We start from the raw sequence: 19,498 nt of genomic DNA, 5'->3' as shown, positions 1-19,498 counted from the left end.
GCCGGCGCGCTGACGCGCCGGCCCCGCCTACGCGTCGGGGTCGATGTCGCGGGCGCGCTGCGCCTGCTCGGCCGCAGCCTCCTGGCGCTCACGCGCCTCGGCCTGCACCCGGTCGGCCTCGCCGGCGGCTTCACGCGCCTTGCGCGCGTGCTCCTCGGCGGCCTGCCGTTCTTCCTGCGCATGCGCGCGGAGCTGGCCGGCGGTCTGCTCGGCCTCGGCGGCGGCCTCCTCGTGGCGTCCCGCCTCCGCCCGGCGGGCGCGGGCCTCGACCCGGCGCTGTGCCGGGTCGGGACGCCGTGCGCGCAACAGCAGCACGGCGACGAGCACCAGGACGAGCACGACGGCGACGATGATGATCGCGGTGGTCACGCGCGCAGTGCTACCCAGTCGGCCTGATGGGTAGCTGTAGCGGCATGCCTGATCTCGACACCGTGCTGGCCTGGCGTGGCAAGACCGTCGTCGACCGCGACGGCGAGAAGGCCGGGAACCTGGGCGCCCTCTACCTCGACGAGCAGGACCGTCCCGCCTACGCGGGTGTGCAGACCGGCCTGTTCCGCCGCCGCGAGTCGATGGTCCCGCTCGACGGCGCGCGCGAGCTCGGCGAGGACGTGCAAGTGCCGTACACGCTCGACCAGATCCGCGAGGCGCCGAACGTCGACGCCGACGTCAACCTGACCGACGAAGAGCAGGACCGGCTCGCCGCGCACTACGGCGAGCCGACGCAGATCCTCGAGGGCGACACCGGGCCCGAGGCGGAGATGGTGCGCTCGGAGGAGGAGGTCAGCTTCGGCGTGGAGCCGGCCAAGCCGCGCGAGCGCGTGCGGCTGCGCAAGCACACGGTGGTGGAGCACGTGGAGCAGACCGTGCCGGTCCGCCGTGAGGAGATCCGCCTCGAGCACGAGCCGCCGCCCGAGGGGAAGATCGTCGACGTCCAGGACGCCGACGAGGGCGAGGCGCCCGAGCGGGGCGCCTCGCGGTGAGGCCTACCTAGGCGGCGACGTACTCGACGAACTCGCCGGCGTCGGTGACGGTGCCCGGGGTGACGGAGCCGTCGCCGTTGATGCGCGAGACGCCGGCGGACGCCTCCAGGCTCGTGGCCAGGCGGACGGCCTCGGCCAGGGCGACGCCCTTGCCGCCGTAGACGCGGAAGCCGTCACGGATCACAACGTACTTGTCGCCGTCATCCTTGATGACCTCGACGCCGACGTTGCGGTTCGCCATCTTGGCGTTCTTCTTCTTCTCAGCCATGGTGCGTCCTCGTGAAGGTCGAAATCGACCCTGGATGGTAGACGCTCAGCACAGGCGCGGCGGGAGCTTCGCCCAGTCCGTGGCGGACAGCGCGGCCTTGACGGCGTCGGCGCGGCCGGGCTCGTCCTCGTCGGCCGCGACCGTGTGCGTCTCGCCGTTCGCGAACTCGATCCGGACGAGCGGCGTGCCGGCCGGCGGGTCCTGGAGCCGTGGCGCGGCGGCGCTGGGGGAGGGCATGAACAGCGCGTCGCGCAGGTCGGCGAGCACGGGCACGTCGCCCATGTCGCACGGCACGTCGAGCGTCACGGTGTCCGTGCCCGTCCACACCGTCCACGTGCTCGCGACCGGCGCCTTCTTGCGCAGCCGGGCGATCAGCTCGAGGATCGCCTCCAGCTCCGGCGGCGACGCACGCGGGTACTGGTCGACGAGGACCTCCTTGTCACGCAGGGTGAACGTCGCGCGGGCGACGTCCGGCGGCGGCGTGCCGGTGCCGTGGATCTCGGCCGGCAGCCCTCGGGCCTCGTCGACGGCCGCGGCGATCTCGTCGACCTGATCGGCCGTGAACGGCTCGAACGCCTCCCAGTCCGGCTCGCCGCTGAACAGCTCGTAGCGGCCGTCCTCGAAGACGCGCCCGCCGTAGCGGTGCAGGTGGTTGCCGGCCTCGTAGGCGAACAGCACCCCGGCGGCGTCGCGGGCGGGCTCAGCCACCGGGGACTCCGGGGCGGACCCGCATCCGCACAACACGATCAACGCGCACGCGAGCCATCTCACACGGGGACGGCGTCGGGGTCGGGCGTCGGCGCGGTCCCGCCCGCCCCGGCGGCGCCGGGCAGCGCCTCGTTCTTCGCCGTGGGCGAGCCGAGCGCCCAGGGGCCGTGCGGCTCCGTGATCTTGGTCAGCGAGGCGTGGAACGTCGCGTAGTGTTGCGGGCGCACGACGTCGCCGACGGACATGATCGAGTCGGTGGGCTCGCAGACGGCGCCCTTGAGCGGCGTGCCGCCCGCGTCGACCATGTTCTTGACGAGGTTGTCATGGGTCGCGGTGTCGCCCATCGCGGGCGTGCCCTGCGCGGGCGTCTGACCGGGGCTGACGAGCGGCGTCGACGCGTACTCGTCACCCAGGCCGAACGCGTGGCCGAACTCGTGCCGGAGCGTGTTCTGGCTGTTCCCGCTGCCGATCTGGATGTCCACGCGCCGGTCCTGCTCGACCTCGCCGCCGGTGGCCTCAGTGTCCCCGACGCCCATCTCGGCCGTCCGCACCTCGGTGTTGACGAACCCGTGGGCCTTCATGAACGCCTCGACGGAGCGGGCGCGCTCCTCGGAGAGCCGCTGGTTGAGGTCGGCGTTGCCGGTCTTGCTCGCGTGGCCGGTGAGGAACACGGGCGTCTGGATCGAGCGGGCGTCGGCGACGCCGGACCCGGGCGCGGTCTCCGCGCCCTTGAACGTGTCGATCACCTTCTGCAGCTTCGTGTCCTGGCCGGCCTTGATGGCCGACTGGCCGACGTCGAACGTCACGAAGTGGTTCAGGAACGAGCCCGAGGCGTTCACGTTGCTCGTGACGTTCATGACCTGGTCGCGCGCGTTGGTCGCCGCGCCCGGCTCGACGTTCGCGCCCAGGCTGACGGTGTCCGGCACCTTGACGGGCTTCATGGTCAGGTGCGCGTCGGGCAGCCGCGACTTGTTGTCGACCTTCAGGTCCACCTTGACGGTCGCGCCGAGCCAGCTCCAGCCCTTCTTGCGCATGAAGAACTGGTGCTTGCCGCTCCAGAACGGCTCGACCTCGTTCTCCACGTCGGTGCGGAAGGTGGTCTTGTCGATCGCGTCCTCGCCCTCGCCCCAGCGGAACAGCGCGAGCCGCTGCTGGCGCTGCACCTCGGTCGGGAGCGCGTTGGCCTTCTCGAGCTCCTTCTCCAGCCCCGGACGGGCGACGCCGGCCTTGGAGATGCCGTCGACGAACTCGACGCCGCAGCGCATGATGATCGTCAGTTCGCCGAGCTTGGGGTCGTACTCGGCGTCGAAGCCGCCCGGCGCGTTGTTCAGCCCGGAGCCGCCGGCGCCCGGCGTGAGGTCCTTGCCGCTGCGCTTGCCCTCGGCGGCCCACGCCTCCGCCTCGGCGATCTCGGCCTCGGTCGGGATGTCCTCGCGCGCGAGGATCGCCTTCCCCGCCTTCCAGCGGCTCACCATCCGGCCGAAGGCGGCGTTCCCGACCTGCTGCTGGAGGCCGAGCAGCCGGTCGTGGGTGGACTGCGGGACGTCGGGGGCGACGTCCGGTATGCGGGCGGCGCGCTGGTCTTCGCGCTGGTGCTCGCCCGCCTCGTGCTCCGGTCTCACCGCCCGACACTAACCGGGCCCGAGTGGGCCCGGCAATGCCTGTTCGGGCAATCCTTCGGGTGGCTAGTGCGGGTGGTCGCCGCTCGTCGCGGCGGGCGGCCGCGACTCCTCGGCGAGGCTCGTGATCGCGAGCTGGCCGCGGGCGGCGTCCTCGAGCACACCGGTCGCCTCGTCGTTGTTGCGCGCGTACAGCTCCACGAGCAGATGCACCACGATCTGGTCCTCTTCGTGCTTGTGGAAGCGCACGTGGGTGAAGAACTCGCGCGTGCCGTGATCACCGAACGCCGCGTAGGCGAGGGCGTCGGCGGCTTCCGGGCCCGAGCACGTCTCCACCGACTCCGCGTCCACGGTGACCGTGCACGACGCCACCCACGGCGTGCCCACCACCATCCGCTCCCAACGGTCCTCGACCGGCTCGATCCGGTCGTTGTGGAAGATCAGGTGCGGCTGGTCGTGCATGCAGTCGAGGCACTGGACGACGGCCTCTTGCAGCTCGTCGACCACCTCGGCGCGTCGGCCCGTGTCCGGGTCGATCCGGTGAATGCCCTCGTAATGGACCTGGACCTCGAGGTCCTGTGACCAGCACCGGTAACAGCGCAGCCACGATCCGATCGGTCCCGCAGTCGACATGCGCAGCCATTCTATGCTCCGCCCCGTGCGCGGCCCGCTCATTGCTCTGATCCTGGGCACGGTGGGGCTTTCCGGCTGCGGCGGCGGGCTGTCGGACACCGAGCAGGTGCAGACCACGGTGGACGCGTTCGGCAAGGCGACCGCGGCCAAGGACTACCAGCGTCTGTGCGACGAGCTGCTGGCGCCCGGCCTGGTCGACGAGGTCGAGTCCTCGGGGCTGCCGTGCGAGTCCGCGCTGCGTGAAGGGCTCGGCGACGTGCAGGCCCCGACGCTGACGATCGGCGCGATCAAGGTCGACGGCGACAAGGCCACCGCCGAGGTCAACAGCGCCGCGCAGGGCCAGCCGCCGTCGCGGGACACGCTCCAGCTCACGCGCGTGAACGACGCGTGGCGGATCGCGTCGCTCGCCGGTGAGTGAAACATGAGATCGGTTCTCGTTTGACAGCTCGAAACGGCAGGCGTATACCGAACTGACCCGGTGGTGGGTCTGCCACCGGTCAGACAGGGAGGACGTTCATGCGCAAAGCGGTGCTGCCGGCCGTGCTGGCAGCGGCGTGCGCCTGGGCCGGGACGGCGCAGGCACAGGAAGTGACGACCAAGGCCGACGGCGCGCGGGAGAAGCTCGACGCCGGCCTGCAGGCGAAGGTGGACGCGGGCGCGACGGAGACGGTGCCCGTGCTCGTGACGGTCTCGGGTGATCCCGGGCCCGTCGAGGCGCTGCTGAGCGGCGAGCACACGGCCACGACCCGGAAGACCTCGCTGGTCGCCGGGCGGGTGCCGGTGCAGGCGGCGACGAAGGTCGCCTCGCTCGACGGCGTGGTCTCCGTGGGGTTGGTGCGCTTCGCCAAGACGGGCGAGCCCGCCGACCGGCCGGACGGCCATCGGCGACCTTCGCGCGCTCAGCTGCGCGACCGCCACGAGGGCCAGAAGCAGACCGACGTGCCGTACGCCCAGGCGCCGCCGCTACGGCGCTCGAACTTCGACAAGCTCCGCAAGCTCGACGTGCTCGACGCGCGCACGCACGACTTCACCGGCGCGTGGAACGCGGGCTTCACCGGCGAGGGCTCGACGGTCGGCGTGCTCGACGGCGGCACCGACTTCGGCCACCCGGACCTGATCGGCACCTGGCAGACGTGGTCGGGCGCGACCGACACGGACATCACCGACGACGGCTGGAACGGCTGGCCGAAGGCATTCGACCCGTACGGCACGCTCCAGCTGCTGCTCGCGCCGGAGCTCGTCAGCGGCGGGCTGTCCTGGTACACGCCGACGACCGCGGTGTCGTGCCCCTCGCTCAACCCGCGCGGCACGTGCGCGCTGCGCTTCGGCACCCGCACGGGCCCGTCGCGCAACTTCGACGCGCCGGACGGCGTGGCGGCGCACACCTACCGCTTCCCGCGGGCGTGGACGAAGTCGGGCACGGTGCGGCTGGGCTCGCACCCCGACGACTACCTGCTGCAGACCTACGAGGAGCGCCCCGCGTTCCTGGTGGTCGACAGCAAGCGGGCGGGAGCGTACGACACGGTCTACGTCGACCTCGACGACGACCACGACTTCTCCGACGAGAAGCCGGTCACGAAGGCGTCGCCCGCGTCCTACCGGGACATGAACGGCGACGGCTACACCGACGTGTCGGGCGGCCTCCTGTACTTCATCTCCGACGGCCGGACGAAGATCCCGGGCGGCATCGCCGAGTTCGGGGACGACTCGAAGCCCGCGCCCGGCGCGCTGCTGGCCTGGACGGGTGACTTCGACCCGGGCATCGAGGGGCACGGCACGCTGACGGCCTCCAACGTCGTCGGCCAGGCCGTGATCAACGGCAAGGCGCCGACGTTCACCGACCTGCCCGGCGGCACATACCCGGGCGCGGTGCTCGGCGGCGCGCCGAAGGCCAAGCTCGCGCCATACGGCGACATCTACTTCTCGTTCGAGACCTCGACCCAGCTCGGGTACCTGTTCTCGGTCGAGCACGGGATCGACGTCACCTCGAACTCCTACGGCTCCTCCGACGCCGACAACGACGGCTACGACGCCGCCTCGCAGGAGGCCGACATCATCCACGGGGGCTCGACGACGACGCCGCTGTTCTCGACCGGCAACGGCGCCCCCGGCTACGGGACGACGACCGCGCCGTCGCCGTCGCTCGGGGTGAGCGTCGGTGCCTCGACGCAGTTCGGCGCCACGGGCTGGGACTCGATCGCGCGCTACTCGCAGGTGGTCGACAACGACATCGCGCCGTTCTCGAACCGCGGGCCGGGCGCGACGGGCAAGCCCGGCGTGGACCTCGTCGCCGACGGCTCGTACTCGAGCGGCGACGCGACCTTGAACTCCGTGATGGACGGCCAGACGGCCTGGGAGACGTGGGGTGGCACCTCGCGCTCGACGCCGGTGGCGGCCGCCGCGACCGCGCTCGTCTACCAGGCGTGGCGCAAGGCCCACGGCGCCCAGCCTCCGACGCCGGACGCGGCCAAGCGGGCGCTGAAGTCCTCGACCGAGGACCTCGGCTATGACACGTTCACGCAGGGCGCCGGATCGCTCGACGCGGCCCGGGCCGTGAAGGCCGCGAGCGGCGGGCCGACGGTGTCGCCCGACCAGTGGCGCGTGGGCGACTACCGGGGCAAGGAGTACCCGGTCTTCACGCACGTGATCGCCCCGGGCGGCTCGGACACGCAGACGTTCGACGTGAGCGGCGGCGGGTCCTGGAACGTGTCCGATCGCGTCTTGAAGAAGACGTCGTCGACGACGCTGAACCTCACGACCAACACCGCCGCGGAGAGCCCGTACACGTTCAACGCGCCGGACTACCTGGTCGACGTCTCGAACCTCGTCAAGCAGAACCCCAATGCGGACCTGATGGTGCTGCGGGCGGTCTACCCGCACGACCAGCTCGACGCGAACGGCGACTACGCCGCCGATCAGACGTGGCGGATGCTCGCCTACTCGTGGACGGACATCAACCGCGACGGGCGGCTGTGGACGGACCGCGACCGCGACGGCGTCGTCGACAAGGTCGCGTCCGACCGGACCAACATCGACGGCGAGCCGCTGATCGACTACCGGCGCTCGGAGATCGAGCAGGGCGAGTACGTGCGGTTCGCCTACAACAACCCGACCGGCAACTCGCTCATGGTCCAGGTGCGCGACCCGAAGGCGCGGATGTCCGACGGCATCTACCTCGGCTTCTACCACCCGGGCCGCAGCGCGGCGATCCCGAAGACGAACTTCCAGATCCGGGTCGACTTCTACACCAACCAGGACTGGGCGTGGCTGACCGCGCCCAAGACGGCCTCCGGGTCCTTGACCGCGAAGGTGGACGTGCCGGCCGGAACGCCCTACGGCATGTACCAGGGCGCGATCTCGCTCTCGCGCGGGGCGGACTCGATGACCGTGCCGGTGTCGGTCGCCGTGGCGGCGCAGCCGGCGCAGGACGCCGACGGCAACCTCACGAGCGCGGTGACGTTCGGCGGGACGCCGTACTCGAACGAGCTCTACGACAACGGGTCGCTCTACTCCGGCACGGACTGGGCGTGGCGACCGGAGTCGGGCTCGTGGCGCTTCTACTACTACGACCTGCTCAAGGCACCGCCGCCGGGGACGGTGTTCCTGGCCGACACGACCTGGGACGACCCCGGGCCCTACACGGACCTGGACACGCTGATCATGGGCCGGTCGGAGAACCAGTACCAGCTGTTCGGCGGCACGGCCCCGTTCGGCGCGCCGTACATCCTCGACACGGTCGGCAAGTCGCAGAACACGAACATCGGCGCCGGCACGTGGGCGTTCGACACCGCCACGGGCGGGCCGCGCGAGGTGATCACCGCGCCCGCGCAGGAGGGCCTGCAGGCGCTGGTCCAGCACCAGGTCGGCTGGCAGGGCGACAAGCTCGAGGTGCCCTTCAAGTCGACGCTCGGCTCGGCGAACGTGTCGCCGTCGTCGGTGTCGGTCGACGCCGCGTCCGACTCGGGCAGCTTCGACGTGCGCTTCCGCTCGAGCGTGGATCTGGACGGGCTGGCCGCCGACGCGTTCGGGCTCTCGCAGCCGGACGTGACGACCGAGACCGCGCACCAGGACGATCCGGCCGACCCGTCGACCGCGTCGATCAAGAAGACCGTGACGATCGCCCACGCCTCACGGCTGAGCGTGTCGACCGCGTACGCGTCCAACGACGTCGACCTGTTCGTCGTCTACGACGCGAACGGCGACGGCGCGTTCACGCCGGACGAGATCGTGGCGTCGTCGGCGACCGGCACGGCGAACGAGTCCGTCAACCTCGTGCGCCCGCCGGACGGCCGGTACCAGGTATGGGTGCACGGCTACCAGGTGACCGGCACGCCGGGCATCACGCTCACGGTCAACGCCATCCAGGGCACCGACCTGAAGGTCACCGGGCTGCCCGACGGACCGGTGCCGGCGGGCACGACGGTGACGCTGCACGTCGCGTATGCGAAGGCGATGACGTCCGCGGAGACCTACCTGGGCGAGCTGCTGCTGGGCCCGAAGAGCGCGCCGACGGCGTTCACGGTGCCGATCGAGGTGACCAAGCCGTAGTTGCGCATTGCGCTGCGCAGTAGTTGCGCAGTACGATGCGCAGCGTGGCGATCGCGAAGAACCTCAGGGAGCTCCGGGGCGGGATGTCCGCCCTGGAGCTTTCGCGCCGCTCAGGCGTCGCGCGCAACACGATCGCGGCCCTGGAGCGCGGTGAGGGCAACCCGACGATCGACACGCTGTACGCGCTGGCCGACGCGCTCGGCGTGCCGCTGGCGGCCCTGCTGGAGTCCGCTCCGGCGTCGCCGCTGGTCGTGCGGGCGGGAGCGGGCACGCACGTCGAGGGCGCGGCGCTGGAGGCCGAGCTGCTGGAGCGCTTCGAGCGGCCCGGCGTCTTCGGCGAGCTGTACGCGATCCGCTTCCACGCGGGGCGGGTGCGCGAGGCGCCGCCGCACCCGTTCGGCGTCGAGGAGCGGCTGCACCTGCTCACCGGGCGGGTGCGCGTGGGGCCGGTCGGCGAAGCGGTCGAGCTCGGCCCCGGCGACTACGCGGCCTACAGCGGCTCCGTCCCGCACGTCTACGAAGCGCTCGAGGACGCCTCGGGCACCCTGCTGATGCTGACCGGGAGGTCATCGCGATGAAACGCGCCGCGCGCATGGACGGTGTAGCCGGGTTCGGGATCGACCAGGTGGCCGACGCCGTCGTCGGCGCCGACGTGCTCCGGCTCGAGAACCTCGACACGGACCTGCCGCTGCCGCCGGAGGCCGTCGCGGTGACCCGCGCCGAGCTCGCTTCGCCGGTCTCGAACTCGTGGCTGCCGTTCACGGGCGACCTCGGGTTGCGTGCGGCGGTCAGCGACCACATCGCGGCCCGTCACGGGCACGTCTACGACCCGCGGCGCGAGATCGTGATCACGTGCGGCGGCTGCGAGGCCGTGCTGGACATCCTGCTGGCGACGATCGACCCGGGTGACGAGGTCGTGCTGACCGACCCGATCTACGCGGGGCTCGTCAACCGCGTCCGGCTGGCGGGCGGCGTGCCGGTGTTCGCGCCGCTGGTGGTCCGGGACGGCGAGTGGTCGCTGGACCGCGACGCGCTGGCCGCCGCCGTCAGCGAACGCACCGTGGCGCTGCTGCTGATGAGCCCGTCGATGCCGTCCGGATGCGTGCTGTCGCGCCAGGATTGGGCGGAGGTCGCGCGCCTGTGCACCGAGCACGACCTCTTCCTGCTCTACGACGCCGCGATGGAGGCGCTCGTGTTCGACGGCCGCGAGCCGTGCGGTCCGCTCGAGCACGCGGGGATGGCCGAGCGGACCGTGATCGCCGGCTCCATGTCGAAGGCGTACCGGATGATCGGCTGGCGCGTCGGCTGGATCGCGGGGCCGGCCCCGGTGGTCAGCGACGCGGGCTGGGTGCACGTCTACAACACGACCGGCGCGGTCTCCGTGGCGCGCCGCGCCGCGGAAGCCGTGCTGCGCGGCCCGCAGGCGCACGTGGCGGAGTGCGTCGCCGAGCTCCAGGCGCGCCGGGACGCGATCATCGCCGCGCTGCCGGGCTGGCGGATCGTGCGACCGGCCGGCGGCTGGTCCCTGCTGGTCGAGACCGACCGCCCGGCCGAGTGGTTCCTCGAGCGTGGCGTCGCGGCCACCCCGATGACCGGCTGGGGCGCCGACGTAGCGGCCCGCCACGTCCGCTTCGTCTTCTCCGCGGAGCCGGTCGAACGCCTCGAGAGCCTCTCCGCGCGCCTCGCTTAAAGGCCCTGGGCCTTTCTGTTCGCCGCCCGACCTGAAAGAGTTGGCGGCCTCATGGGTGTTGACGTCGTCGTAGCCGTGCCCGCCTTCCTGGACATCACGTTCGTGGGTCTGGAAGGCCTGCCCGCGCTCGGGGAGGAGCGGTTCGCCGGCGATCTCGTGCGCACGCCGGGCGGCGGCGCGATCACGGCGATCGGCGCGGCCCGGCTCGGGCTGGCGACGGCGCTCGTCGCGCCGCTCGGCCAGGACGAGGCCGGCGACCTGATCGGCCCGATGATCGAGCGCGAGGGCGTGCAGCTCGCCGGCCCGCGCTGCCCGCGCACGCCGGTCACGGCCGTGATGCCGATCGGCAACGAGCGCGCGATGGTCACCTACGACCCGGGCGTGCGCGCCCGCGCCGCGGACGTCGCGGAGCTGTCTCCGCGCGCGGTGATCGTCGGCCTCAGCCAGCTGGACGTCGTCCCGGCGGGCGCCCACGCCTACGTGAGCGTCGGCGACGACGACGCCCGCGCGTTCGCCGGCCGCCTCCCGGGCGCCGCGGGCCGCGTCCGCGGCCTCTTCATCGAGCAGCGCGAGGCGCTCGTCCTCACCGGCGCCGGCTCGCCCGAGGAGGCCGCGGCGATGATCGGCGCGCGCGTCCCGCTGGTCGTCGTCTCGCTCGGCGCCGACGGCGCGGTGGCCTCGGTCGACGGCCGCATCGTGTCCGTGGACGGCTTCGACGTCGGCCACTCGATCGACACGACCGGCGCGGGCGACCTGTTCGTCGCGGCCTGGGCGTGGGGCGACGCGACGGGCATGGGCGTCGAGGACACCCTGCGGTGGGCCGCGCTCTACGCCGCGCTGTCCACCCGCGTGCCGACCGGCGCGGGCGGCGCGACGAAGCTCGCGGACTTCGTGGACGAAGGCACGCGCCGCGGCCTGCCGGCGCCGCCGACGCGCTCCGCGGCGCGTTAGGGACGAACCGCGCCAGACGAGCGGCCGCGGGCCGTGCCGGGTGGGCGGGCCGTGTCTGTCAGGCCGTGTTCGGCGGGCGGTCGTGCCGCGCCCGCCGTCGCCCTTGCCCGGCCCGGCTAGCCTCGGGCCCGTGAAGTGGACGTGGCCGCTGGTGCTCGCGCTGCTCGTCGCGGCGTGCGGCGGGTCTGCCGGCGCGCCGCGACCGGACGCGACGCCCACCGCCACCGCGACCGCCGTGCGCACGCCCGCCCCGCCGGCGTTGTGCCGGAGTGCGCTCGCCGTGCGCAAGCTCGGGCGCGCGGCGGGACCCGCGCTCACGGAGCTGTCCGGGCTCGTGCGGACGCGGACGGGGACGTTCTGGACGCACAACGACTCGGGCGACTCCGCGCGCGTGTTCGAGCTCGGCAAGGACGGCGCGTGGCTGCGCGAGGTGCGGCTGCCCGGCGTCGAGGCCGTCGACTGGGAGGACATCGCGCTCCGCGGGCGCACGCTGTACGTCGGCGACATCGGGGACAACCTCGGGCAGCGGAAGTCGATCGCGGTCCACCGGTTCGCGATCCCGCAGGGCAGCACGGCGACGGTGACGACGGTCGAGCTCCGCTATCCCGACCGCGCGCACGACGCGGAGGCGCTGCTCGTCGACCCGCGCACCGGGCAGCTCGCGATCGTCACCAAGAACCTCGGCGGCGCCGCCGACGTCTATACGGCCACGCGGGCCGGCACGCTCAAGAAGGCGGCCACCGTCGAGCTCGGGATCGGGCAGGCGGTCACCGCCGGGGACGTGTCGGCGGACGGGCGCACGATCGTGCTGCGCACGTACGACAGCGCCTACGTGTGGCGCAAGACCCGCGCGCAGTCGCTGGCCGCCGCGCTCGAGCGCGAGCCCGACTGCACCGCCGCCGCGGACCTGCTCGGCGAGGGCCAGGGCGAGACGCTCGCGCTGAGCCGCGACGGTCGCGCGTTCTACACGCTGCCCGAGGGCGCTAAGCCGGTGCTGCGGCGCTACGGCGGCTGAACAGCACCAGGCCGCCGACCAGGCCGACCAGCGTCGCGAGCGCCCACGGGACGCCCTGCCCGAGTTGCGCGGCGATCGGGCCCGGGCACACGTCCGCCACCGCCCAGCCGACGCCGAACAGCACGCTGCCGACCACGTGGCGACGCTCGGGCTTGACCGTCGTCCACGACACCGGCTCACCCGTCAGCAGCGCCTTGGCCTGCAACGCCTTCAGGACGCGCGTGCCGACGAACGCCGTGCCCAGGGCGGAGGCGAAGAACAGCATCAGGTAGGCGTCGCGGAACAGCAGGCCGTCGCGCAGCACGTCCGGGTCGGTCATGCCCGACCACGACAGGGTGAGGCCGAACACGACACCCACGGCGAACGCCGCGAAGCGCCTCACAGCAGCGCCTCGATCGCGAAGCTGACGACGATCGCGGTGCCGAAGAACGTCCCCGTCGCGACCAGCGCCGCCGGCGACAGCGCCGCGTTCCCGCTCAGCCCGTTGCCGGACGTGCAGCCGCCGGCCAATCGCGCGCCGTAGCCGATCAGCACCCCGCTGGCGACCAGGACCGGCACGATCACCCACTGCGCGCCGCCGGTGAACGTGTCCGTCAGCCAGCCGTAGCCGTCCGCGGACGTGCCGAGCACGCCGAAGACAACCCCGCCCGCGATCAGGCCGACGAGCAGCCACGCGTGCACGCTGCCGAGCCGGCCCGCGACCGCGTCGGCCCAGGCCCGCGTCGCGCCCAGGCGTTCGTTCAAAAGCCAGCGCAGCGCGACGACGCACAGTCCGAGCACCGGCCCGCCGATGTACCAGGCGAGCTGTTCATCCATACCCGATCAGGTTACAGGGCTATTGCGCGCGCGTTCTCACGCACCTGCTCGGGCGAGGTCGCTCCCAGGAGCACGGTGGCGACACGCGGCGCCTCGGCCGCGAACCGGATCGCCAGCGCCGCGGGCGTGGTGCCGAGCTCCGCGGCGCGCTCGCGCAGCTGCTCGGCCTCGGCCAGCGCGGCGGCGAAGCGCGGGTCGTCGAGCCGGCCGGACAAGCGACCGAAACCGCCGTCCGCGTACTTGCCGGTCAACGCGCCACCGGCGAGCACGGCCGACGCCACGACGCCCATCGGTCCCATCGCCTCCACCATCTCGGGCGCCTCGACCATGCCGCGGAAGATCAGGTTGTAGGGCAGCTGGGCGGCCACGGGCGGCACGGTGGCGACCGCGCGCGCCTCCGCGATCCGCTCCGCGGGCCAGTTGACGACGCCCCAGCCCTTCACCTTCCCGGCGGTCACGAGCCCGCCGACGGCTTCGCACACCTCCTCGATCGCCAGCTCGGCCGGCGGCGGGTCGGAGTAGATGAAGTCGAAGTGGTCGAGGCCGGTGCGCTGCAGCGACGCCTCGAGCTCCTGCGTGACCGATTGCTCCGGCCAGAACTCCCACCACAGCTTGTTGGCGATCGCGACCTCGTCGCGCGGCCAGCCCGAGGTGCGGAAGATCTCGCCGAAGACGACCTCCGAGTAGCCGGTCGCCAGCGGCGCGTCCGGGCTCGCGGCGTTGTAGCGGGCGACCTCGAGCAGCGTGATGCCGACGTCACGCGCGGCGTCGAGGACGGCGACGCCGTCGGCGCGCGGAATCCGCTCGTAGGTCTGCCATGAGCCCAAGGACAGCACCGAGACCGGCAGTGGTCCCAGCGCTCGTTGCTCCATCACGTCTGTCGTGCCTCCGGGTAGCGGGGCAGCCCATCCTCGGGGATCGGCACCCAGGGCTGCGCGGACGAGATCCACTGCCGCCAGGAGGGTTCGATTCCTGGATCGGCGTGCAGCGCGCCGATGCGGACGCCGACGCGGCCGTCCGTGCCGGGATCGCCCGACCAGACGTGCCCGCCGCACTGCGAGCAGAACGCCTTCGGCAGGCCCGTCTCGGGCCGCCAGACCGTGATGTCCGACGCACCCGAGAGGATCTCCAGGCCATGACCGTCGGGCAGCAGCGCGTTGTAGGACCAGGGTGTTCCCGCCCGGCGCTGGCAGCGGGTGCAATGGCAATACCCGGCGCTGACGAAGGCCGTCGTAACCTGGAACTGGACGGCTCCGCAGGCGCACGAGCCCGGCAGAGGGGCATCGGGCGAAGGCATGCAGCGGAGCGTACAGGGGTACGCGGGCTACCCGAGCGGGTAGCGCAACGGTAATGACTCGGCAACAAGCCGCCGATAGAGTTCACTCATGAACCACGCACGCATAGACATCACGCCGGGCCTCGATGGAGAGGCCGTCGTGCTCGCGTGCTTCGACCTCGGTCAGGAGGAGATCTCGGCCTCCGCCCACGCCGTCCAGGTGATCACCACCGAGCGGTTCCGCACTGCCGAGATGTCCGTCGACGACGTGCTCGAGTTCCGCGAGCTGACGGCGCTCGCCGACGAGCTGGCCGACCACGTGCGCCAGGAGGGCATCCGCACGATCGTCATGCGGCCCAGCCGCCTGAACGCCTGGCGCCACGCGCTCACGCACTTCGTCGAGTCGCGCGACGAGGCCGACTGGGCGCGCGAGGACGACCGCAAGGCCCTCCCCGACGCCCGGGCGCTCCTGTGGCCGCTGGCCGACCTGTGCGCCGACGCGATGCGCGCCGCGCTCAGCCCGCCGGCTGAGAAGCCGCTGCCGTAACCCGCTCGACGAAGGCGAGCGCGGTCTCGGCGACCTCGCGCCAGCCGCTGTCGATGGTCAGCGCGTGCCCACGCGCCACCGAGACGAGCTCGGTCTGGCCGGGGTTGTCCTGCTGCTGCTTGTAGGCGGCCTTCGAGAGCGCCGGCGGGACCGTGTGGTCCTTCTCGCCGGAGATGATCAGCAGCGGCCCGCGGTCCGGGTTGTCCGTGTCGACCTTGACCTCGGTCCACGGGTTCAGGTTCGCGGTCGCGGCCTGGAACAGCGGCGCGCCCGGCGCGGGCACCGCGTACGTCTCGTAGAGCGCCTTCGCCTCCTCGGGCGCGACGGCGTTCGCGAACGCATAGCGGAACTGGTCGTACGTGAGCGGCACGGCCCGGCTCCGGTTGAGCGGGTTCGAGAGCACGGGCGAGGCGGACCGCAGCGCCGAGATCGGCAGCGGCAGCACGCCGCGGAACGGCGCGGGGGAGAGCGCCACGGTCGCGGCCGCCAGGCCACGCCCGGCGAGGATCTGCGCGAGCAGCCCGCCGAAGGAGTGCCCCACCAGCACCGGCTTCTCGGGGAGGCCGGCGATCACCTCCGCGAAGTGGTCGGCGACCTGCCCGACCGTCTTGCCCGCGAACACCTCCGGGTGCGCGTTGGCCTCCTCGACGGTCTCGGGGTCATCCGGCCACCCCGGCTGCACGGGCTCGTACCCGTGCTCGGCGAACAACTCGGCCCAGCGGTCCCAGCTCGATTCCAGCAACCACAGGCCATGGATGAAGACGACGGGCGTGCTCATGCCCGCATGCTCTCAGAGCGCGGACCTCGCCTTCGTGAGCGTGTCCCGCGCCGCGGCCATCATGTAGCCGCCGTCGGAGCCGATCCCGATCATCTGGAAGCCGTCGGCGACGGCCGCCGGCACGTCGTCGACCGACGTCAGGAAGATCCCGGTCGACTTGCCCGCGGCCTGGGCGGCCTCGTTCACGCGCTCGATCGCGCTGCGGAACTCCGGCCGGTCGAACTCGCGGAACATGCCCATCGAGTACGAGAGGTCGCTCGGCCCGACGAACAGCACGTCGACGCCGTCGATCGCCGCGATCTCCTCGACGGCCTCGACCGCCTCCGGCGACTCGATCTGCGCGATCCCGCACGTGCGCTCGCGCGCGGTCTCGACCGGGTGCGGGTCCGTGCCGTAGCGCGCGCCCCGGTGGAAGAACGCGATCCCGCGCGAGCCGGCCGGGCCGTAGTGCAGCACCGACGCCCACGCCTCCGCCTGCTCGGCCGAGTTCACCTGCGGGCACATGATGCCCTCGACCCCGAGGTCCAGCGCGCGGGCGCTGCGCCCGCGCACATCCGACTCGACCCGCGCCAGCGCGTGCACCCCGGCGGACGAGCACCCCATCAGCTGGCCCACGAGCTTGGACTCGTCGCCGCCGCCGTGCTCGAGGTCGACCAGCAGCCAGTCCCAGCCGAGCAGCCCCAACGACTCGGCGGCGAACGGGCTGCCGAGCGTCAGGAACGTGCCGAAGAGCGTCTCGCCCGCAGCGAGGCGGGCCTTCATCGGGGTCATGCCCCGCACGCTACCGCGCCAGCACCCACACCTTCGTGCGCGCGGTGACGTCGCCGGCGGTGACGGTCAGCAGATAGGTGCCGGGCTTGAGCGCCTTGCCCTTGCCGGTGCGGGTCGCGAGCGTGACGGTGTTCAAGCCCGCCTTGGCCGTGACGGCCCGCCGGCTGAACGGGGAGTACGTGCCCGGGATCTTGTTCCCGCCCTGCTGGGCCACGCCGGTGCTCGGCGGGCACTTGGACGCGCCCGGCTTGCCCCAGCGCTTGAGCGTGAACGTCACCGGCGTGCCGGCGGAGACGCGGAACTGCACCTTGAGCGTCCTCGCGGCGGCGGTCACCGCACGGAGGCCCGAGCCGCTGACGCAGCGCGAACCCGCGATCCGCAGACGCGTGAGCTGGAGGTTCGTCACGCCGACGCCCCGGACGCCGGTCGACGGAGCCGGCGTCGGAGCGGGCGCGGCGGGCGTCGCCGTGACCGTGACGGCGTGCGTGGCGGTCACCTCGGCGCCGTCCTTGTCACGCACCGTGACGCTGACCGTGTACGCGCCGGTCGTGCCGTACACGTGCGTGGCGGCGGGCGCGTAGGCGTCGGTCGTGCCGTCACCCCAGCTGATCGTGCCGGTCAGCGCGTCGCCGCCCGCGTCGGCGGCGGTGAGCGTCAGCGCGTAGGGCTGCCCGGCCGTGACCGAGCCGGAGCCGGAGAGCGCGAGGGTCGGCGCGACGTTGCGGACGACGACCTCGGTCGTGTACGCGTTGCGGCCGCCGTCGCGGTCGACGATCGCGCCCTTGACCCGCAGCGTCGCCGGCCCGTCGGTGGTCTTCAACGTGGCCTTCGGGTCCGTGCCCTTGACCTCGAAGACGCCGTCGCCGTCGAGGTCGAACTCGTACGTGAAGCCGGCGGCCACGTCGGCGGTCGAGGGATCGTGCGCGTCGCTGAACGTGACCGTCGCGGAGGCGCCCTCGTCGACCGTGTCGCCGGTGAGCGTGGCGGTCGGGGCGGCGTTCTCGACCGTGATGGTCGCCGTGTAGGTCGAGCGGCCGCCGTCCTTGTCGATGAGCGCGCCGCGGATCTCGCGCGTGGACGGCCCGTCCGTCGTCGCGACCGTGACGCTCGGGACCGTGTTCTTGACCTCGAACGTGCCGTCGCCGTCCACGTCGTACTCGTAGGTGAAGCCGGCGGCCTTGTCGACGGCCGAGACGTCGTCCTGGTCGCTGAAGCGCACCGTCGCCGGTGAGCCCTCGACGACCGTCACGCCGGTCAGCTTCGCGGTCGGGGCGGCGTTGGTGATGGCGATCGTCGTCGTGTAGACGGTCGCACCGCCGTCCTTGTCGGTGATGCGGCCGCGCACGGTGAGGCTCGCGGGCCCGTCGACGAGCAGCGCGGCCGGGACGGCGGCCGACGCGGTGGCGGAGTCGGCCACGTCCCACGTGCCGTCGCCGCCGAAGTCGAAGCTGTACGTGAACGTCGAGTCGCCCGGGTCGGTCGGCGACGTGAGGGCGACCGTGGCCGAACCGCCCTCGACGACGGTCGCGGGCGCCGTGAAGGCGGCGGCCGGCGCGACGTTGCGCACGGTGACCGTCGCGTCCGCGACGGTCGCGACCGCGCCGTCGCTCACGCGCAGGTGCGCGGTGACCGTCCGGGGGCCGTCGGCGAGCCCCAGCGCGCGCAACTGCGCCACGGTCACGGTCGGCGTGGCGCCGGACACGTCGTAGGTGCCGTCGCCGTCGACGTCCCACTGGAACGAGAGCGCGTCGCCGTCGGCGTCGGTGCCTGACCCGTCGAGCGTGAGCGGGCTGCTCTCGTCGATCGTGTACGGGCCGCCGGCGTTGGCCGTCGGTGCGCGGTTGGGCTGCGGCGCGGTCGTGAAGGTGGCCGGCGCGGTGTATCCCGTTCCCTGGCTGTTTCGAGCGAACCCGCGGAACGTGTACTGGGTCGACGGCAGCAGCCCCACGAGGCCGTAGGTGAACACGCCCAGTTCCTGGCTGAGCGGCGCGGTGATGGTGCTCGTGCCGGGCGCGCCGACTTCCGGGTTCGCGCACTGGCACATGACGAAGCCGCGGGCGGTGACCGGGTCTCCGCCGGTGTCCACCATCGTCGCGCCGAGCGTCACGCGGTCGTGCGCGATCGAGCTGGCGGTGGGAGCGTTCAGGACGGGTGCCGTCGCCGGCGCCGCGGTCGCCTGGCGCAGACCCACGAGGATGTTCGAGAACGGCATCAGGTGCGACGGGTCGATCCGGTTCCAGAACCAGTTGATGCCGGTGTTGAGCGCCATGTTCTGGCCCGTGTTGCCGCCGCGCGTCGCGCCCGCCCCGAGGACGGTGCCCTGCGCACCGCTCCACCGCTTGACGGCGGCGACGGTGTCGACCGACGCGGTGGAGTCGATCGCCGTGATGTTCGGGGCGTCGTTGATCGAGATCACGCCGAACATGCCGTCGTCCGCGACCGTGCCGCTGAGGACGAGGCTCGCGCTGTTGGCGCTGTTGTTCTGGTCGGCCGAGGCGCTGGAGATGATCGGCAGCGTCTGGTCGACGCCCGTGAACGTCGAGGCGCCGATCACCACCGGGGCGCCTCCACTGACGGTCACGGTGACGTTCGCGGTGCCCGGGTTGGGGGCCTTGAGGGTCCAGACCTCCGCCCGTGAGGAGTCCTTGGCCGACTGGACCTCGCGGGTGAGCACCTGCGCGCCGTAGGTGACGCTGGTCACCGTGGCGGACTCCACCGTGGACACGCCGACGAGGAGGAAGCGATTCGCTCCCGCGGGGACCGTGAGCGAGGCGGAGGCCGTGCCGGTCGCGGTGGCGTTGGCGGAGGCGGCATGCGTCACGGCCGCGTGCGCGGCGGATGGGGCGAGGAGCAGCGAGGCGAGAAGCGCGGCGAACGCGCAGAAGCGGCGAAGCATTG

Annotated in this window: 20 protein-coding genes; 8 read left to right on the top strand and 12 right to left on the bottom strand. The window is 72.6% G+C overall.

Annotated features, from left to right (window positions below):
* Positions 1-27: 27 nt before the first annotated feature.
* Positions 28-369, bottom strand: coding sequence for a hypothetical protein (locus C8N24_RS02175; protein ID WP_121247543.1), 342 nt, complete (start codon positions 367-369; stop codon positions 28-30).
* A 44-nt stretch (positions 370-413) separates the two neighbouring features.
* Here C8N24_RS02175 and C8N24_RS02170 point away from each other — a divergent pair, with 44 nt between their 5' ends.
* Positions 414-980 (top strand): PRC-barrel domain-containing protein, encoded by a 567-nt coding sequence (locus C8N24_RS02170; RefSeq protein WP_170178785.1) that lies wholly within the window; start codon positions 414-416, stop codon positions 978-980.
* 7 nt (positions 981-987) lie between these two features.
* On the opposite strand, the gene C8N24_RS02165 is transcribed toward C8N24_RS02170, so the two are convergent.
* From C8N24_RS02165 to C8N24_RS02150, 4 genes are all read right to left on the bottom strand, one after another.
* Positions 988-1,248 (bottom strand): hypothetical protein, encoded by a 261-nt coding sequence (locus C8N24_RS02165; RefSeq protein WP_121247538.1) that lies wholly within the window; start codon positions 1,246-1,248, stop codon positions 988-990.
* A 45-nt stretch (positions 1,249-1,293) separates the two neighbouring features.
* Entirely contained in the window at positions 1,294-1,956 is a 663-nt protein-coding gene (locus tag C8N24_RS33600) for a hypothetical protein (RefSeq protein WP_170178784.1), read from the bottom strand.
* A gap of 59 nt (positions 1,957-2,015) precedes the next feature.
* Positions 2,016-3,578 carry an OmpA family protein gene (locus tag C8N24_RS02155; RefSeq protein ID WP_121247537.1) on the bottom strand — a complete coding sequence of 521 codons (1,563 nt, stop codon included), beginning with the start codon at positions 3,576-3,578 and terminating at the stop codon, positions 2,016-2,018.
* Positions 3,579-3,641: 63 nt separating this feature from the next.
* Positions 3,642-4,208: a hypothetical protein gene (locus C8N24_RS02150; RefSeq protein ID WP_121247535.1), complete on the bottom strand. Its 567-nt coding sequence runs from the start codon at positions 4,206-4,208 to the stop codon at positions 3,642-3,644.
* Between the two features lie 25 nt (positions 4,209-4,233).
* Here C8N24_RS02150 and C8N24_RS02145 point away from each other — a divergent pair, with 25 nt between their 5' ends.
* The 6 genes from C8N24_RS02145 (at position 4,234) to C8N24_RS02120 (ending at position 12,412) form a co-directional block, all read left to right on the top strand.
* Entirely contained in the window at positions 4,234-4,626 is a 393-nt protein-coding gene (locus C8N24_RS02145) for a hypothetical protein (RefSeq protein WP_147447572.1), read from the top strand.
* 98 nt (positions 4,627-4,724) lie between these two features.
* Complete coding sequence (locus C8N24_RS02140; protein WP_121247531.1) at positions 4,725-8,756, top strand: S8 family serine peptidase; 4,032 nt, start codon at positions 4,725-4,727, stop codon at positions 8,754-8,756.
* A 44-nt stretch (positions 8,757-8,800) separates the two neighbouring features.
* Positions 8,801-9,334 (top strand): helix-turn-helix domain-containing protein, encoded by a 534-nt coding sequence (locus C8N24_RS02135; RefSeq protein ID WP_170178783.1) that lies wholly within the window; start codon positions 8,801-8,803, stop codon positions 9,332-9,334.
* Positions 9,331-10,446, top strand: a complete 1,116-nt coding sequence (locus C8N24_RS02130) for a pyridoxal phosphate-dependent aminotransferase (protein ID WP_121247528.1) — start codon at positions 9,331-9,333, stop codon at positions 10,444-10,446. Before C8N24_RS02135 ends, C8N24_RS02130 begins: the two co-directional genes overlap by 4 nt.
* Before the next feature lie 51 nt (positions 10,447-10,497).
* Positions 10,498-11,397 (top strand): carbohydrate kinase family protein, encoded by a 900-nt coding sequence (locus C8N24_RS02125; protein WP_121247526.1) that lies wholly within the window; start codon positions 10,498-10,500, stop codon positions 11,395-11,397.
* Positions 11,398-11,527: 130 nt separating this feature from the next.
* The gene (locus C8N24_RS02120; RefSeq protein ID WP_121247524.1) at positions 11,528-12,412 is read left to right on the top strand and encodes an SdiA-regulated/phytase-like domain-containing protein; all 885 of its coding nucleotides are present in this window, start codon (positions 11,528-11,530) and stop codon (positions 12,410-12,412) included.
* On the opposite strand, the gene C8N24_RS02115 is transcribed toward C8N24_RS02120, so the two are convergent.
* The 4 genes from C8N24_RS02115 to C8N24_RS02100 are packed head-to-tail and all read right to left on the bottom strand — an operon-like array spanning position 12,381 to position 14,525.
* Positions 12,381-12,794 (bottom strand): DUF6691 family protein, encoded by a 414-nt coding sequence (locus C8N24_RS02115; RefSeq protein WP_121247522.1) that lies wholly within the window; start codon positions 12,792-12,794, stop codon positions 12,381-12,383. The two genes, C8N24_RS02120 and C8N24_RS02115, sit on opposite strands and share 32 nt — an antisense overlap.
* Positions 12,791-13,228 carry a YeeE/YedE family protein gene (locus C8N24_RS02110; RefSeq protein ID WP_121247520.1) on the bottom strand — a complete coding sequence of 146 codons (438 nt, stop codon included), beginning with the start codon at positions 13,226-13,228 and terminating at the stop codon, positions 12,791-12,793. The genes C8N24_RS02115 and C8N24_RS02110 overlap by 4 nt, the downstream gene beginning before the upstream one ends.
* Before the next feature lie 11 nt (positions 13,229-13,239).
* Positions 13,240-14,100: an aldo/keto reductase gene (locus C8N24_RS02105; protein WP_121247518.1), complete on the bottom strand. Its 861-nt coding sequence runs from the start codon at positions 14,098-14,100 to the stop codon at positions 13,240-13,242.
* Complete coding sequence (locus C8N24_RS02100; RefSeq protein WP_121247515.1) at positions 14,100-14,525, bottom strand: GFA family protein; 426 nt, start codon at positions 14,523-14,525, stop codon at positions 14,100-14,102. Before C8N24_RS02100 ends, C8N24_RS02105 begins: the two co-directional genes overlap by 1 nt.
* A gap of 88 nt (positions 14,526-14,613) precedes the next feature.
* Here C8N24_RS02100 and C8N24_RS02095 point away from each other — a divergent pair, with 88 nt between their 5' ends.
* Entirely contained in the window at positions 14,614-15,051 is a 438-nt protein-coding gene (locus C8N24_RS02095; protein WP_121247513.1) for a hypothetical protein, read from the top strand.
* On the opposite strand, the gene C8N24_RS02090 is transcribed toward C8N24_RS02095, so the two are convergent.
* The 3 genes from C8N24_RS02090 to C8N24_RS02080 are packed head-to-tail and all read right to left on the bottom strand — an operon-like array spanning position 15,020 to position 19,496.
* Entirely contained in the window at positions 15,020-15,829 is an 810-nt protein-coding gene (locus C8N24_RS02090; RefSeq protein WP_121247511.1) for an alpha/beta hydrolase, read from the bottom strand. The two genes, C8N24_RS02095 and C8N24_RS02090, sit on opposite strands and share 32 nt — an antisense overlap.
* Before the next feature lie 12 nt (positions 15,830-15,841).
* On the bottom strand, positions 15,842-16,600 hold the full coding sequence (locus C8N24_RS02085; RefSeq protein WP_121247509.1) for an HpcH/HpaI aldolase family protein: 759 nt from the start codon (positions 16,598-16,600) through the stop codon (positions 15,842-15,844).
* Between the two features lie 10 nt (positions 16,601-16,610).
* Positions 16,611-19,496 carry a PKD domain-containing protein gene (locus C8N24_RS02080; protein ID WP_121247507.1) on the bottom strand — a complete coding sequence of 962 codons (2,886 nt, stop codon included), beginning with the start codon at positions 19,494-19,496 and terminating at the stop codon, positions 16,611-16,613.
* Positions 19,497-19,498 lie beyond the last annotated feature (2 nt).

This window comes from Solirubrobacter pauli (assembly GCF_003633755.1).
GTDB lineage: Bacteria > Actinomycetota > Thermoleophilia > Solirubrobacterales > Solirubrobacteraceae > Solirubrobacter > Solirubrobacter pauli.
The sequence above is the reverse complement of the archived record's forward strand: the minus strand, read 5'-3'. Positions and strand labels throughout refer to the sequence as shown.